Source organism: Kribbella sp. NPDC050241, assembly GCF_044459685.1.
Lineage (GTDB): Bacteria > Actinomycetota > Actinomycetes > Propionibacteriales > Kribbellaceae > Kribbella.
Window position 1 is genome coordinate 1 of the sequence record NZ_JBITJE010000016.1, and the last position, 14,332, is coordinate 14,332.

General features: G+C 69.5%; 10 protein-coding genes and 1 pseudogene. 6 read left to right on the plus strand and 5 right to left on the minus strand.

Translation table 11 applies throughout. The features are described 5' to 3' along the window. Positions 1-91: 91 nt before the first annotated feature. Positions 92-949 carry an oxidoreductase gene (locus tag ACIBG5_RS39995; RefSeq protein WP_396397182.1) on the minus strand — a complete coding sequence of 286 codons (858 nt, stop codon included), beginning with the start codon at positions 947-949 and terminating at the stop codon, positions 92-94. Between the two features lie 104 nt (positions 950-1,053). Here ACIBG5_RS39995 and ACIBG5_RS40000 point away from each other — a divergent pair, with 104 nt between their 5' ends. Then, the gene (locus ACIBG5_RS40000; protein ID WP_396397183.1) at positions 1,054-1,938 is read left to right on the plus strand and encodes a helix-turn-helix transcriptional regulator; all 885 of its coding nucleotides are present in this window, start codon (positions 1,054-1,056) and stop codon (positions 1,936-1,938) included. Here ACIBG5_RS40000 and ACIBG5_RS40005 read toward each other — a convergent pair. The 3 genes from ACIBG5_RS40005 to ACIBG5_RS40015 all read right to left on the minus strand — a co-directional run bounded on the left by ACIBG5_RS40005 (position 1,922) and on the right by ACIBG5_RS40015 (position 4,958). Next, entirely contained in the window at positions 1,922-3,166 is a 1,245-nt protein-coding gene (locus ACIBG5_RS40005; protein ID WP_396397185.1) for a hypothetical protein, read from the minus strand. The genes ACIBG5_RS40000 and ACIBG5_RS40005 overlap by 17 nt on opposite strands. Before the next feature lie 70 nt (positions 3,167-3,236). Then, the gene (gene glgA, locus ACIBG5_RS40010; protein ID WP_396397186.1) at positions 3,237-4,394 is read right to left on the minus strand and encodes a glycogen synthase; all 1,158 of its coding nucleotides are present in this window, start codon (positions 4,392-4,394) and stop codon (positions 3,237-3,239) included. A gap of 18 nt (positions 4,395-4,412) precedes the next feature. After that, positions 4,413-4,958 (minus strand): GNAT family N-acetyltransferase, encoded by a 546-nt coding sequence (locus ACIBG5_RS40015; RefSeq protein WP_396397187.1) that lies wholly within the window; start codon positions 4,956-4,958, stop codon positions 4,413-4,415. A 64-nt stretch (positions 4,959-5,022) separates the two neighbouring features. On the opposite strand from ACIBG5_RS40015, the pseudogene glgC reads away from it, so the two are divergent. The 4 genes and pseudogenes from glgC to ACIBG5_RS40035 form a co-directional block, all read left to right on the plus strand. Further along, a pseudogene (glgC, locus tag ACIBG5_RS40020) lies at positions 5,023-6,231 on the plus strand (glucose-1-phosphate adenylyltransferase); the annotation flags it as partial. Between the two features lie 80 nt (positions 6,232-6,311). Continuing rightward, entirely contained in the window at positions 6,312-7,571 is a 1,260-nt protein-coding gene (gene kynU / locus ACIBG5_RS40025; RefSeq protein ID WP_396397189.1) for a kynureninase, read from the plus strand. After that, entirely contained in the window at positions 7,568-8,869 is a 1,302-nt protein-coding gene (locus ACIBG5_RS40030) for an FAD-dependent oxidoreductase (protein ID WP_396397191.1), read from the plus strand. Before kynU ends, ACIBG5_RS40030 begins: the two co-directional genes overlap by 4 nt. Further along, a complete protein-coding gene (locus tag ACIBG5_RS40035; protein WP_396397193.1) occupies positions 8,866-10,368 on the plus strand; it encodes a 2-hydroxymuconic semialdehyde dehydrogenase in 1,503 nt (500 codons plus the stop codon). Before ACIBG5_RS40030 ends, ACIBG5_RS40035 begins: the two co-directional genes overlap by 4 nt. Here ACIBG5_RS40035 and ACIBG5_RS40040 read toward each other — a convergent pair. Next, on the minus strand, positions 10,318-13,809 hold the full coding sequence (locus tag ACIBG5_RS40040) for a tetratricopeptide repeat protein (RefSeq protein ID WP_396397194.1): 3,492 nt from the start codon (positions 13,807-13,809) through the stop codon (positions 10,318-10,320). The genes ACIBG5_RS40035 and ACIBG5_RS40040 overlap by 51 nt on opposite strands. A 94-nt stretch (positions 13,810-13,903) precedes the next feature. Between ACIBG5_RS40040 and ACIBG5_RS40045 the strand changes: the two genes are divergently transcribed. After that, the gene (locus ACIBG5_RS40045) at positions 13,904-14,329 is read left to right on the plus strand and encodes a RidA family protein (protein ID WP_396397196.1); all 426 of its coding nucleotides are present in this window, start codon (positions 13,904-13,906) and stop codon (positions 14,327-14,329) included. The last annotated feature ends 3 nt before the right edge of the window (positions 14,330-14,332 follow it).

Here is a 14,332-nt window from a genome sequence, read left to right on the forward strand (position 1 = left end):
ACAACAACCGCGCCAAACCCTTCACCTGGACCAAGACCGCCGACACCATCCTCACCAAGATCAGCCGTAAACCAACTTCAAACACGCGACACTAGGGCCTCCCGATTGCGTTGAGGTCGGTGATTGCGTCGGTGGGGAGGACGAGGTCTCGGGCGGCGATGTTTTCGCGGAGGTGGGTGAGTGAGGACGTGCCGGGGATGACGATGCTGGTGGTGGAGCGCTGCAGGAGCCAGGCCAGGGCGACCTGCTGAGGTGAGGCGTTCAGGCGGGTGGCGACCTTTGCGAGGGTCTCGGACTGCAGCGGGCTGAAGCCGCCGAGCGGGAAGAACGACGCGAACGCGATGTTCTCGTCGGCGCAGAAGTCGACCACGTCGTCGTCATCGCGCCGGACCAGGTTGTAGAGGTTCTGCACGGTGACGACCGGGGCGATGGTCTGCGCCTCGCGGATCTGCGTGACCGTGACGCCGCTCAGCCCGAGGTGCCGGATCAGGCCCTCCTGCTGCAGTTCGGCGAGGGCGGTGAACTCGGCGGCGATCGACTCCTCGCTGCCGCCGTCGTGCGCGGGGGTGCGGAGGTTGACCACGTCGAGGACGTCCAGGCCGAGGTGCTCGAGGTTCTCGTGGACCGCGGCCTTCAGGTCGTCCGGCTCGCGAGCGGGGATCCAGCTGCCGTCGTCGCCGCGGCGGGCGCCCACCTTGGTGACGAGGTGCAGGCCGGCCGGGTACGGGTGCAGGGCTTCCTTGATGATCTCGTTGACCACGACCGGGCCGTAGAAGTCGCTGGTGTCGATGTGCGTGACGCCCAGGTCGACGGCTTCCCGCAGTACGGCGATCGCCTGGTCGCGGTCCTTCGGCGGCCCGAAGACCCCGGGACCGGCGAGCTGCATGGCGCCGTACCCCATCCGGGTGATGGTGAGGTCGTCGGCGAGGGTGATGGTTGAGTTCGTCATGTCTTCCACTGTTCCTCGGGGTCGGCCAAGGAGGGAGTGTCCCGCTGTTCCTGGGAGTGACAGGACCCAGTCACCGCGCGTCGGGTCCGACTACCGTGGACGACATGGACAGCTCGAACGCGCTGGGTGAGTATCTCCGAGCCCGGCGCGAACAGGTCCGGCCGGAGGACGTCGGGCTCCGACGGGTCGGCGTACGGCGGGTGCCGGGGTTGCGGCGCGAGGAGGTCGCGATGCTGGCCGGCATCAGCTCGGACTACTACCTGCGGCTGGAGCAGGGTCGCGACCGGCACCCGTCGGTCCAGGTGCTCGAGGCCTTGGCCGACGTACTGCGATTGGACGCCGACGCCACGGCGTACCTGGTCGGGCTCGTCCAGGAGCAGCCGCGTGCTGTCCCGAAGCGGCAACGACCCAGGACCGAGCCTGTGCCGGAGAGCATCCGCGAACTGATCGACGGGTGGCCGAACAACCCGGCGTACGTGCAGAACAAGTACACAGACGTGCTCGCGGTCAATGCTCTGGGCGCGGCGCTGACGCCGAACTACGCGGTCGGGGTCAACCTGCTCACCGCAGTCCTGCTCGACCCCGCGGAGCAGGCACTGCGGCGAGATTGGGACGAGCTCACCGAGGAGGGCGTCGCCGTACTCCGGTCCGAGCTCGGGTCGGCGGTCGACGATCCCCGGCTGGTCGAGCTCGTCGGCGAACTGTCGGTGCGTAGCGAGCGGTTCCGCCAGCTGTGGGCGCGGCACGACGTCCGCCCGCGCCGCGGCCGGCTGAGTCTCCTGACTCATCCGGACGTCGGAGACCTGGAGCTGAAGTCCGACAAGCTCACCATCGGTGGCACCGACGGTATGACGCTGGTCGTCTTCCACGCCGTACCCGGAAGCCGGAGCATCGAGTCACTCGCCCTGCTCGGCAGCCTCGTCGCATCCAGCGACCAGACCGATGAGACCACCGAGCAGCGGGATCAGACACCTAGGCCCAGCGACTGAAGGCGCCGACGATCTGTGGGTACGCCGCCAGCGCCGTACCCACGTGGTCGACCGCGCCCATCGAGTGGACGGTGACGTTCGCGCCGCGAGCCCGCAGCGAGGTGGCACAGGCATCCGCGTTGGCGGCCACCACGTCGGTGTCCTTCGTGCCGTTGTAGAAGTGGACGGGTACGCGCGGGGTCCAGTCGTGGCAGATCTGGTCGGCTGCCTGCAGCGCGCGCAGGTAGCGACCGGTCGGGTGCGTCAGCCGCTCGATGAACGCCGGCGTGAACAGCTTCTCCGGGGAATCGGGGAGTCCGGCAACGATCTCCTCGTCCGGGTGCGTCCCGTCGAACAGGCCCTCGACCGTGCTCGCGTACGGCTCCTGGAACGCCTCCCGCGGGTCGTCGTACAGGCCGACGGTCCGGTTCCACGCAGTGGTGAAGTAGGCCAGGTAGAACGCGGCGGTCGCGGGCGCCAGCCCACCGTTGAAGGCGGCCGGCAGCTCGGTCCCTTGCAGGTCGTACGGCCCGGCCACGGCCTGCAGAGCGCCGAGGCGGAACGTCGAGACCTCACCCCGGCTGAGCGCCCGTCCCAGGGCGACGGAGGCCCGGCCGCCCTGGGAGAAGCCGGTGACGAGCACGTCGCGCTTGAGGAGGACTCCATGCCTGAGCGCGAACGTGCGAGCCGCGAGCAGCAGATCCGCGGACGCGCTCGTCTCGGTCTTGGTGTCGATGTACGGATGCTCGCCCGGTCCGAGCCCGAGACCGAGGTAGTCGGGCGCGACCCCGACCAGGCCCTGGCCGGCGAAGAGCGCGGTGACGAGCCGGTCGGTCGACTCTTCGGACACGGACGCCGCGTAGGCCTTCGTCGCGGTCGTGCCGTGCAGGTACTCCGCGACGGTCAGCGCGCCGTGGCGGCCGTCTGGCAGGACGACGAGACCGCTCGCGGTAGTGGGCCGGCCGTTGGGGTCGACGGTCCGATAGATCAACCGGTACGCCGTGACGTCGTGCTTGGCCACCGGTGTACCGACGAAGCCCGTCCCGGCCGCGGCTCCGTCCAGTTGGGCTGCGGTCAGCCGGGCGATCGGGACGGCTGACACGAGCGCACCACGCGGGGCATGGACGCTGGTGACGGCGGCTTCCGAGAGCGTCGGCTGGGTGACAGCGGCGTACGCCGAGATCGGGGCCGCGAGCAGCGCGGCCGTGGCGAGAGTGGCGGCAACGGTCTTGGTGATCCGTGGAGTCATGCCTCCAGCCAACCGCTGGGCCGAGCGTGCGACGAGGGTGCTCGGCCCCCGGCTGGAGGTGGACTTTCGCCTACCCGAGCAGGCTGGTGTACAGCTGCACAGTCCGGTCCGCCACGGCGTCCCAGCCGAACTCGGAGACGGCCCGCTCGCGGCCGGCCTTGCCCATCGTGGCCGCCTTGGCCGGGTTGTCGACCAGGTCGTTGATCCCCGCGGCCAGGTCGCGCTCGAACGCGTCGATGTCGTTCTCGTCGTAGCGGACCAAAGTGCCGGTGACGCCGTCGTCGACCACCTCGGGGATGCCGCCGACCGCGCTGGCCACGACGGCGGTCTCACACGCCATCGCCTCCAGGTTGACGATGCCGAGCGGCTCGTAGACCGACGGGCAGCAGAACGCGAGCGCGTGCGTCAGCACCTGCCGGACCTCGTCGCGCGGGAGCATCTCGGACACCACGAACACGCCGTCCCGGGCCGCCTTGAGGTCGTCGATCAGGGCATCGGTCTCGACCTTCAGCTCGACCGTGTCGGCCGCGCCGGCGAGCAGCACCAGCTGCACCGACGGGTCCAGCCGCAGCCCGGCGCGGAGCAGGTGCGGGACGCCCTTCTGCCGGGTGATCCGGCCGACGAACGTCACGTACGGCCGGCTCAGGTCGACCCCGAGCCGCTCCAGCACGTTGGTCGCCGGATCCGGCCGGTAGAAGTCGGCGTCGATCCCGTTCGAGATCACATGCACCTTGGCCGGGTCGATCGCCGGGTAGCAGTCCAGTACGTCGTCCCGCATGCCGTTGCTCACCGCGACCACGGCGTCGGCCGCCTCGTACGCCGTCCGCTCGGCCCAGCTGGACAGGCGGTAGCCGCCACCGAGCTGCTCGGCCTTCCACGGGCGGCGCGGCTCCAGCGAGTGAGCGGTCACGACATGCGGTACGCCGTACAGGAGCTTGGCCCAGTGGCCGGCCATGTTCGCGTACCAGGTGTGGGAGTGGACGAGCTGGGAGTCGCCGACCGCGGCCGTCATGGTCAGGTCGGTGGACAGGATGCGCAGCGCCGCGTTCGCCTGCGGGATGCGTGCGTCGTCCTCGGAGTGCGCGGTCGCGCCGAGACGTGGCTCGCCCATGCAGTGCACGTCCACGTCGAGGAGCCGGCGCAGCTCGCGGACCAGGAAGTCCACGTGCACCCCCGCCCCGCCGTACACATCCGGAGGATACTCACGCGTCAGGATGGCGACCTTCATGCGTCCGAGGCTAGGTCATCACGCGACGTGTGTCGGTACCCAGAACCGCAGCTTTCCGTGTCGTTCGTCTTCCAATTCGCCCCCGGCCGCCTGGATCACCTTGCGTGAGCCGACGTTGTCGAGGTCGCAGGTGACCAGCACCGGGTCGATGCCGAGACCGGCGGCGATCGGCAGGGACTGGGTCAGCATCCGGGTCGCGTGACCGTGGCGCCGCGCCGACGGCCGTACGCCGTAGGTGATGTGGCCGCCGAGCTCGATCAGGACCGGGGTCAGGTCGTGACGGATCGACAGCCGGCCGAGCCACTCCTGGCCGTCGACGAACCAGAGCACGCTCTGGTGGACCAGGTCCGGCCGCAGTTCGGTGGCCGGATCCGCCTCGATCCGGATCAGCTCGACCATCCGGGCGAACTCGTCCGGATCCGCGGCCTGCTCGCGGCTCCACTCCTCCTCGTCGCCGCTGATCGCCCGTGCACCCATCCACCGCTCGTCGTCCGGCCCGAACTCGTCCCAGGCAGCGAGGAACGAGCGGTGAACGGCGACCGTAGGTTCGATGAGCGTTGGCATCCCCCCAGTGTCGCGACACTCGCAAGCGCTTATGCACGCCGCCTCCCAGAGCTAAGGTGCGGACATGGCAAAGGCGCCCAGAGTTCTCGGAATCGTGCTGGCCGGTGGCGAGGGCAAGCGGTTGATGCCGCTGACGGCGGACCGGGCCAAACCGGCCGTGCCGTTCGGGGGCAGTTATCGCCTGATCGACTTCGTGCTGTCCAACCTGGTCAACGCCGGAATCCGGAACCTGTTCGTGCTGACGCAGTACAAGTCGCACTCGCTGGACCGGCACGTGACGGTCACCTGGCGGATGTCCACCCTGTTGGGGAACTTCGTCAGCTGCGTACCTGCCCAGCAGCGGCTCGGCCCGCAGTGGTACCAGGGCAGCGCGGACGCGATCTACCAGTCGATGAACCTGATCGACGACTTCAAGCCCGAGGTCATCGTGGTGTTCGGCGCCGATCACGTGTACCGGATGGATGCGGCCCAGATGGTCGCCGCGCATCTGGAGCGTGGGAACGGCGTCACCGTGGCCGGGATCCGGGTGCCGCGGGCCGGGGCGAGCGAGTTCGGCGTGATCAAGACCGGTGCGGACGGACAGAGCATCGAGGAGTTCCTGGAGAAGCCGGCCGACCCGCCGGGACTGCCCGACTCGCCGGACGAGACGTTCGCCTCGATGGGCAACTACGTGTTCAGCGCCGACGTCCTGGTCGAGGCGCTCCGCAAGGACGCCGCGAACCCGGCCTCCCGGCACGACATGGGCGGCGACATCGTCCCGATGATGGTTGCCGAGGGCAAGGCCGGAGTCTACGACTTCCGCGACAACGACGTACCCGGCGCGCTCGACCGGGACCGCTCGTACTGGCGTGACGTCGGCTCGCTGGACTCCTACCACGAGGCCCACATGGACCTGGTCTCGATCCAGCCGGTGTTCAACCTCTACAACTCCGACTGGCCGATCTTCACCTCGCACCCGCAACTGCCGGGCGCGAAGTTCACCGACGACGCGACCGTCGGCGAGTCGATCGTCTGCCAGGGCTCGATCGTGACCGGCGCGACCGTGGAGACCTCGGTGCTCGGCGCCAACGTGATCGTCAGTGCCGGCGCCTACATCGAGCGCGCGGTGATCATGGACAACTGCAAGATCGGCGCCGGGGCCCGGCTGGTCAACGTGATCCTGGACAAGAACGTGGTCGTCCCGGACGGCGTCGAGATCGGTGTCGACCCGGATCATGACCGCGAACGCGGCTTCACCGTCTCCACGGGCGGCATCACCGTGCTCGGCAAGGGCCAGCTGATCGACCCGCCGGCCGACAAGCCCGCCGAGGTGGACGACTTGGCGGAGCCCGCGACGGATCAGGTCGCCGAGGCGTGAGCGCGGAGGCTGAGGCGCTGGAACTCGATGCCGCGGACCCCGGGCACCGCGATCTGTTCGACGTACCGCCGGCGCAGGGTGGCGAGTACCCGGACGTGGCGTACTTCGCCGGGAACTCGCTCGGGCTGCGGCCGCGCGCGACCCGGGCCGAGCTGCTCGAGGACCTCGACGCGTGGGCGTCGCTGGGTGTGGAGGGACACCTCGACGCCGGCCGGCCGTGGCTGCCGTACCACGAGCTCCTGACCGGACCGGCGTCACGGCTGGTGGGTGCGCTGCCGAACGAGACCGTGGTGATGAACTCACTCACGGTCAACCTGCACCTGCTGATGGTTTCGTTCTACCGCCCGACCCGCTCGCGGCACCGGATCGTGATCGAGGACTCCGCCTTCCCCTCCGACAGCTACGCCGTACGCTCCCAGGCCCGCTTCCACGGGTACGACGCCGACGACGCGATCATCCGCCTGCGGCCACGCCCGGGCGAGGAGTGCCTGCGTACGGCGGACGTCGTCGAGCAGCTGGGCGGCGATGTGGCCCTGGTGCTGCTGGGCGGGGTGAATTACCTGACCGGCGAGCTGATGGACATCCCGACGATCACCAAGGCCGGGCACGCGGCCGGTGCGATCGTCGGCTGGGACCTTGCGCACGCGGCGGGGAACGTCCCGCTGGCGCTGCACGAGTGGGGCGTGGACTTCGCCGCCTGGTGTTCGTACAAGTACCTCAACTCCGGGCCGGGTGCGCTCGCCGGTGCCTTCGTGCACGAGCGCCACCTGGGCGGCGACCGTCCGCGGTTCGAGGGCTGGTGGAGCACCGAGGCGTCGACCCGCTTCGAGATGACGCCGGAGTCACGACCACCCGCGTCCGCGGATGCGTGGCAGGTGTCGAATCCGCCGATCTTCTCGATGAGCCCGGTGCGTACGTCGCTGGAGATCTTCGACAAGATCGGTATCGGTGTGTTGCGCGAACGCAGCCTGCGGTTGACGTCGTACCTGGAGAGGCAATTGAGCGAGGTCATGATCGAGCGGCCGTTGCAGGTCATCACGCCGACGGATCCACAGCGGCGCGGGGCGCAGTTGTCGGTGCGGATCGGTGGTGCGCACGGCGCGGGTGCGCTGGCGAAGCGGTTGCGGTTCGAGTACGGCGTGATCGCGGACTCACGGGAGCCCGACGTACTGCGCCTGGCGCCGGTGCCGCTGTACTCGACGTACCACGACTGCTGGCGGGCGGCGACGGCTCTGGCTGAGGCGGTGCCGGCATGAAGGTCGCGATCGTCGGGGCCGGGCTGACCGGGAGTCTCCTGGCCTGTTTCCTGGCCCGGCGCGGGTTGTCGGTGAGGCTGTACGAGCGGCGGCCGGACCCGCGTGTCGGACAGGCCGAGCGCGGCCGGTCCATCAACCTCGCGATCTCCGAGCGCGGGCTGGATGCGCTGCGGCGGATCGGGCTGGTCGACCAGGTGATGGCCGACGCGTTGCCGATGAAGGGCCGGATGATCCACCCGGTCTCCGGACCGCTGGACTTCCAGGCGTACTCGGCCGGCGGTGACCGCGCGATCAACTCGATCAGCCGTGGTGCACTGAACAACGCGCTGCTGACGGCAGCCGCGGAGTCTCCGGGCGTGTCGGTCGAGTTCGAGCATCGGCTGGTCGAGCTCGAGTCGCAGGCCGGGCGGATGGTGTTCGCGACGCCGTCGGGGAAGGTCTCGGCCGAGGCCGACGTGGTGCTCGGAGCGGACGGCGCCGGGTCCGCGGTGCGCGAGCAGTTGCTTGCCGAGGGCATCGTTGCCGAGGACGTCGACTTCCTCGACTACGGGTACAAGGAGCTGTCCATCCCGGCGGCCGACGGTGAGTTCGCGCTTGACCCTGGTGCGCTGCATATCTGGCCGCGAGGTACGTCGATGATGATCGCGCTGCCGAATCCGGATCGGTCCTTCACCTGCACGCTGTTCTGGCCGGCCGGATCGTTCGACGCGCTGACCTCCGAGGTGGACATCGAGGACCACTTCAGGATGTCGTACCCGGATCTGTTGCCGTTGGCACCGGATCTGGTGGGCGACTACCTGCACAACCCGGTCGGTGTGCTCGGGACCGTGCACACGCTGCCCTGGCAGGCGCACGGGCGGACCGCGCTGATCGGCGACGCGGCGCACGCGATCGTGCCGTTCTACGGCCAGGGCGCGAACTGTGCCTTCGAGGACGTGGTCGAGCTGGACCGCTGCCTCGACGACACCGCCGGGTCGTGGGCCCGGGCGCTGCCGCTGTTCGAGGCGCGGCGCCGGGAGAACTCCGAGGCGATCGCGGAGATGGCGCTCGGCAACTTCGTCGAGATGCGGGACAAGGTCGCGTCGCCCGTCTTCCGCCTCACCAAGCGCATCGAGCACGCCCTGGAACGCCTGCTCCCCGGCACGTATGTCTCCCGCTACGAGCTCGTCTCGTTCTCCACCACGCCGTACGCCGAAGTCCGTCAACGCGTCCATCGGCAGCACCAGGTGCTCGGGCTGGGTGCCGTGGCCGCTGCCGGCGTACTGCTCGGGATCGCACGGAGGAGGAGACGGCGATGAGTCTGTGGACGCCGGAGCTGCTGACCGGGCAGCCCAAGTCGGTGGGGTTGCTGCGGAACTTCGTCGACGGCGAGTTCGTGGGGAGCGGCTCGACGTTCGCGAAGGTGAGCCCGGTGACGGGTGAGCAGATCTTCGACGTCTGCGAGGCGGACGAGTCGGCTGTGGACGCGGCGGTGCAGGCGGCGCGTACGGCGCTGAAGGGACCATGGGGACGTCTCAGCGAGCAGGAACGGGCGGTGGTACTGCGCCGTGTCGCCGACGGCCTGGAGCGGCGGTTCGAGGACCTCGTCGCGGCCGAGGTGGGTGATACCGGGAAGTCGATCAGCCAGGCCCGCACGCTCGACATCCCGCGCGGTGCGGCGAACTTCCGTGCGTTCGCCGACTTCGCGACCACGGCTGCTACCGAGTCGTACACGACCGTGCTGCCGGACGGCCGGCGGGCGCTGAACTACGCCGTCCGCAAACCCATTGGCGTGGTGGCGATCGTCGTACCGTGGAACCTGCCGCTGCTCCTGCTCACCTGGAAGGTCGCGCCGGCGCTTGCCTGCGGCAACGCTGTGGTGGTGAAGCCGTCCGAGGAGACACCGGCCTCGGCGACCGTGCTGGCCGAGGTGATGGCAGAGGCCGGCGTACCGCCTGGGGTCTTCAACCTCGTCCACGGTTTCGGCCCGTCGTCGGCGGGGGAGTACCTGACCCGGCATCCCGGTGTGGACGCGATCACCTTCACCGGCGAGTCGGCGACCGGTACGGCGATCGCCAAGGTCGCCGCGGACCGGGTGAAGTCGGTGTCCTTCGAGCTCGGTGGCAAGAACGCCGGCCTGGTCTTCGCGGACGCTGACCTGGACGCCGCGGTCGAGGGATCGGTGCGGTCCGTGTTCACCAACGGCGGCCAGGTCTGCCTGTGCACCGAGCGGCTGTACGTCGAGCGCCCGGTCTTCACCGAGTTCTGCTCTCGGCTGGCGCAACGAGCATCCGAGCTGACCTACGGCTGGCCGGCCGACGAGGCCACCATGAACATGCCGCTGATCTCGAAACAGCACCGCGACAAGGTTCTCTCGTACTACGACCTGGCCCGATCCGAAGGTGCTGAGGTGCTGACCGGTGGCGGCGTACCGTCGTTCGGCGACGCCCGCGACGGTGGTTGCTACGTGCAACCGACCGTGGTGACCGGCCTGCCGCAGGACGCCCGCGCCACCACCGAGGAGATCTTCGGCCCGATCTGCCACATTGCCCCGTTCGACACCGAGGACGAGGCCTACGCGCTGGCCAACGACAGCGACTACGGCCTGGCGGCCACCGTCTGGACCCGCGACGTCGGCCGCGCGCACCGTGCCGGCCCGGCGCTCGACGTCGGCATCGTCTGGATCAACACGTGGTTCCTCCGCGACCTCCGTACGCCGTTCGGCGGCATGAAGCTGTCCGGCGTAGGCCGCGAAGGCGGCACGCACTCACTGGCCTTCTACTCCGAGCCCACCAACGTCTGCATCGAGCTGACCTGACCTCAGTACGTCGAGGACGGGCGCGACCTTGTCCGCGCCGATGAACTCCCCCAACTCGGTCAGCTCCTCCCCGATCTGGCGCAGCAGATCCGGCAGATCCTCCGCCAGTGCGCCTTCCACGTAGTTGATCGCGTCGCGCTGCGCTCCGAGCGCGGTCAGGAAGGTGGGTTGGCGGACCAGCCGGCGCAGATCCGGGCGCGGCTGGTCCGCCTCATCGTCCAGTGACTCCAGCGCCGACTCGAGCAACGCTGCCGCGTCGTCGTCGCGGCCCTGGTCGAGACGGATCAGCGCCTGCCGGTACAGCCCCCAGCCGTTCTTCGGATTGAGCTCGGCGCCACGCTCGAAGTCCGCCAGTGCGGCGGCCGTCTTACCCATCGCCTGGTAGGTCTCGCCCCGCCCGATCCAGGCGGTCGCCGTCCGCGGGAGCCGGTCGATCGCCTGGGTGAAGTCGTGCAAGGCCGCCGAGTGGTCGCCGACCACGCGGAGGAAGTACTGGCCGCGGTAGATCAAGGCCCAGCCTTGGTTGCGGGGGATCATCACCCCGCGGTCGTGGTCGGCGCGGGCCGCGTCGAGGTTTCCGAGCCGCTCGTGCACTCTGGCGCGCCGCGAGAGCGCCCCGGCGCTCCGCCGGGCGACGTCGACGGCACGATCCAGGTCCGCCAGCGCCTGCGTGTACCGGCCTTCCAGTTCTGCGATCTGGGCCCGTGAGACCAGCGCCGAACCGAGAGTGGGATCGAGCTCGATGGCTCGATCGAGGTCGTCCAAGGCCCCGTCGAGATCACCGTGATCCAGCCGGATGGACCCACGCTGGTCGAACGCCAGTGCCGACAACGGGTCGAGTTCGAGGGAGCGCTCGGCGTCCGCGACCGCGCCGTCGTACTGGCCCGCGGCGGCTCTCATCCCGGCCCGGATCCCGAACGTCGGACCACGGGTCGGATCGAGCTCGAGCACCCGGTCGAGGTCGGCGAGTCCCCGGGAGCGACGGCCCGACCGGTCGTACACCAGCGCCCGCGTCGTGAGCGCCGACAGGTCGTCGGGGCTCAACTCGAGGGCGCGGTCGAGATCCCGCAGCGCATCGTCGTACCGGCGCGCGCTCAGATGCAGGTCGGCTCGCGCGCGCAGCAGGACCGGGTTGTCCGGATCGGTCCGGATCCTCGCGGTGAAGTCGGCCACCCCTCGCGACAACTCGCCGGAGCGCTCGTAGACCCGGGCTCTGATCGTGAACGACCACCGATCGCCCGGATCCGCCGCGATCGCTCGGTCGAGATCTGCCAGTGCGTCGGCGTACTGCCCCAGGGACAGGAGGATATCGGCCCGATCGTCGAGTGCCGCGGTGTACTGCGGGTCGAGTTCGACGGCCTTGTCGAGGTCGGCCAGCGCCTCGCGCTCCATCCGCTGATCGCGCCAGAGCCGGGCCCGGGACAGCAGGACCCAGGTGTCTGTCGGTGCCAGGGCGTGCGCATGATCCAGATCCGTCTTCGCCTCGGCGAAGCGTCGCAGGTCCCGGTAGATCGAGCTCCTGACCGTGAGGTAGTAGGCGTCGCCCGGGCGTAGTTCGATCACGCGATCGATGTCCTCGAGGGCGGCGTCGTACTTGCGAAGACGCCGGCTGATCGAGCTCCGGGAGGAGTAGGCACCCGCGTAGTCGGGGGCGATCCGGATGGCCTCGCCGAGGTCCTCGAAGGCCTTGTCGTAGTCGCCGAGATCGGCGTGGATCCGTCCGCGCGGGCCGACGATCCAGCTGCGGCCGGGCAGCAGGGCGTCCGCCCGGTCGAGGTCCCGCCGGGCAGCCTCGTAGTCCTTCAGGCGCTCGTGCAGCCGGCTGCGTTCGGTGAGGGCGCCCGCTCGGTGGTAGGTGCTCAGCAGCGGATCCAGGGCGAGGCCGTCGAGGAGGAGCAGTTCGTCGCTCGTCGATCCCTGGAGCAGGATGGTCAGCTGCTCGCCGCGGGACCGGATCTCGTCGGTGTCGGAGTCATCGCCGGCCTGGGCGATCATCTGGGCCCACTTGGCCGTGCTGTCGCTGGTCCGGCCGTAGGCGTCGATCAGCCCTTCCAGTGCGTTCGGCAGCTCGGGTACGCCGCCCGCGCACAGCTTGTGGTACGTGGACTCGAGCTTCAGCTCGCGCCAGCGGGCGTCCCGCCAGCGCTTCGTGGGACCGAGATCGAGCTCTGCCAGCCGCTCGCGGTAGTGGTCGGCCAGGGCCTTCTGGCGTTCGGTCCAGTCGGGGAGCGAGGCGCGCCGCAGCGAGCGGAGCATCGGCGTACGGACGACATCGTGGTAGCGGTAGCCGTCGGCGTGGGCGGAGACGAAGGGGAGACGACGGAGCGAATCGAGGTCGACGGTCGTTCCGGCGGCCACCTCGAGGATGTCGCGGTCGAGCCGGCGGGGGATCGCGCCGGCCAGGATGGCCGCCTGCCGGTCCTTGTCCCGCACCTCCCGGAGAAAGCGATCGACGGCGGTCTCGGCGTGATCCGTCGATCCGGCGGTGCCGCGAGCCGCCGATTCCGCCAGCAGGGCGACGAGAATCGGCAGACAGCCGGAGAGCCGGAGGATCACGTCCACGGTGCCGGGATCGACGATCTGCTGGGTGGCGAGGAGCTCGCGCGCTTCCGCCTCCGTGAACACCTGCAGCTCGATGTCGACGCGGAGGTTCCGCAGGCCGGCCCACTGGTTCGGGTCGAGTGGATGCTGACCGGACACCGTCACCACGATGTCGGCCGGCAACTTGCCGCAGGTGCCGCGCAGAAGGGCCAGCAACCAGCCGTTGAGGGCGGGGCCGGTCCGCTCGAAGGTGTCGATGAACAGCGCGATCTGCCGGCGCTGGCCGATCTTGCGGAGATCGGTGACGAACGCCGTACTGAGCGCCTCGACCGGTGACAGCAGCAGCTCGAGATCGTCGTGCCGAGTGATCTTGCCGGCCAGGTAGGCACGGTACTGGTCGACCCGCGACGCTACCTCGTTCTCGTCGATCGCACCGGCCAGCACGCCGGCGATGGGGATCTCGCCGGCCGCACGGATCCCGAGCCGGACCGCCGCCCGGGTCAGCACCGACGAGATCCCGGACGGGGCGCCAGGATCGGAGTCGACGCTGAGACGCAGTTTGCGGTACTGCCTCAACCTGCTGTCGAAACCGCGGCAGGCGGACCCGGAGGCGGCCAGACCGCGGGCGAGCTGCTCGATCCCGGACAGTACGTCGAACGCCTCGTCGACGTACGCGGTGGCACATTTCCTCTTGGTCGCGGCGGCCTGCCAGCGCTGGACCAGCGACGTCTTGCCGACGCCGGCGTCGCCGTACAGGCTGACGACGAAGCGGCGGCGGGGATCGTTGGGCCGCAGCGCCAGGTTCTGCTCGAACAGCTGCAGCGGCTCGGTGCGCCCGACGAACGTGCCGGCGTCCCGGGACTCCAGGATGTCTTGCAGCGAGAAGTCCTCGTCGGTCACCCGTTCGATCGTAGTGGAGGGAGGGGTGAGTGGCCACGCGACGCCGGTGCGGCAGGTACTTGGCGGATGGTGGGTGGTGGGCAAGGATGCTGACATGGCCGACGCGACGGTGGTGGCGGGGAAGGCGGTGCCGCGGGGGCGGTTTCCGCACGTGAAGGTGAGCGGTGGGTTCGCCTTCGTGTCGGGGACTTCCAGCCGGTTGCCGGACAACACCATCGCGGGTGCCTCGGTCGACGAACTCGGCACGGTGTCGCTGGACATCAAGGTGCAGACCCGGGCGGTGCTGGACAACATCCGGGACATCCTGGCGGCGGTCGGCGCCGGACTCGATGACCTGGTGAGCGTGACGACGTACCTGGTGTCGATGAACGACTTCGGGGGTTACAACGAGGTGTACGGCGAATTCTTCGACGAGTCCGGGCCGGCCCGGACGACCGTCGCAGTCCATCAGCTGCCGCATCCCCAGCTGCTGATCGAGATCCAGGCCGTAGCGGCGATCCCGCAAGGTGCAAAGGAGTAGGGC

Bases quoted from the DNA above. Each gene is read 5' to 3' on its own strand.
- ACIBG5_RS39995 (WP_396397182.1), bottom strand. From the start codon at position 949: ATGACGAACTCAACCATCACCCTCGCCGACGACCTCACCATCACCCGG.
- ACIBG5_RS40000 (WP_396397183.1), top strand. From the start codon at position 1,054: ATGGACAGCTCGAACGCGCTGGGTGAGTATCTCCGAGCCCGGCGCGAA.
- ACIBG5_RS40005 (WP_396397185.1), bottom strand. From the start codon at position 3,166: ATGACTCCACGGATCACCAAGACCGTTGCCGCCACTCTCGCCACGGCC.
- glgA (WP_396397186.1), bottom strand. From the start codon at position 4,394: ATGAAGGTCGCCATCCTGACGCGTGAGTATCCTCCGGATGTGTACGGC.
- ACIBG5_RS40015 (WP_396397187.1), bottom strand. From the start codon at position 4,958: ATGCCAACGCTCATCGAACCTACGGTCGCCGTTCACCGCTCGTTCCTC.
- ACIBG5_RS40030 (WP_396397191.1), top strand. From the start codon at position 7,568: ATGAAGGTCGCGATCGTCGGGGCCGGGCTGACCGGGAGTCTCCTGGCC.
- ACIBG5_RS40035 (WP_396397193.1), top strand. From the start codon at position 8,866: ATGAGTCTGTGGACGCCGGAGCTGCTGACCGGGCAGCCCAAGTCGGTG.
- ACIBG5_RS40045 (WP_396397196.1), top strand. From the start codon at position 13,904: ATGGCCGACGCGACGGTGGTGGCGGGGAAGGCGGTGCCGCGGGGGCGG.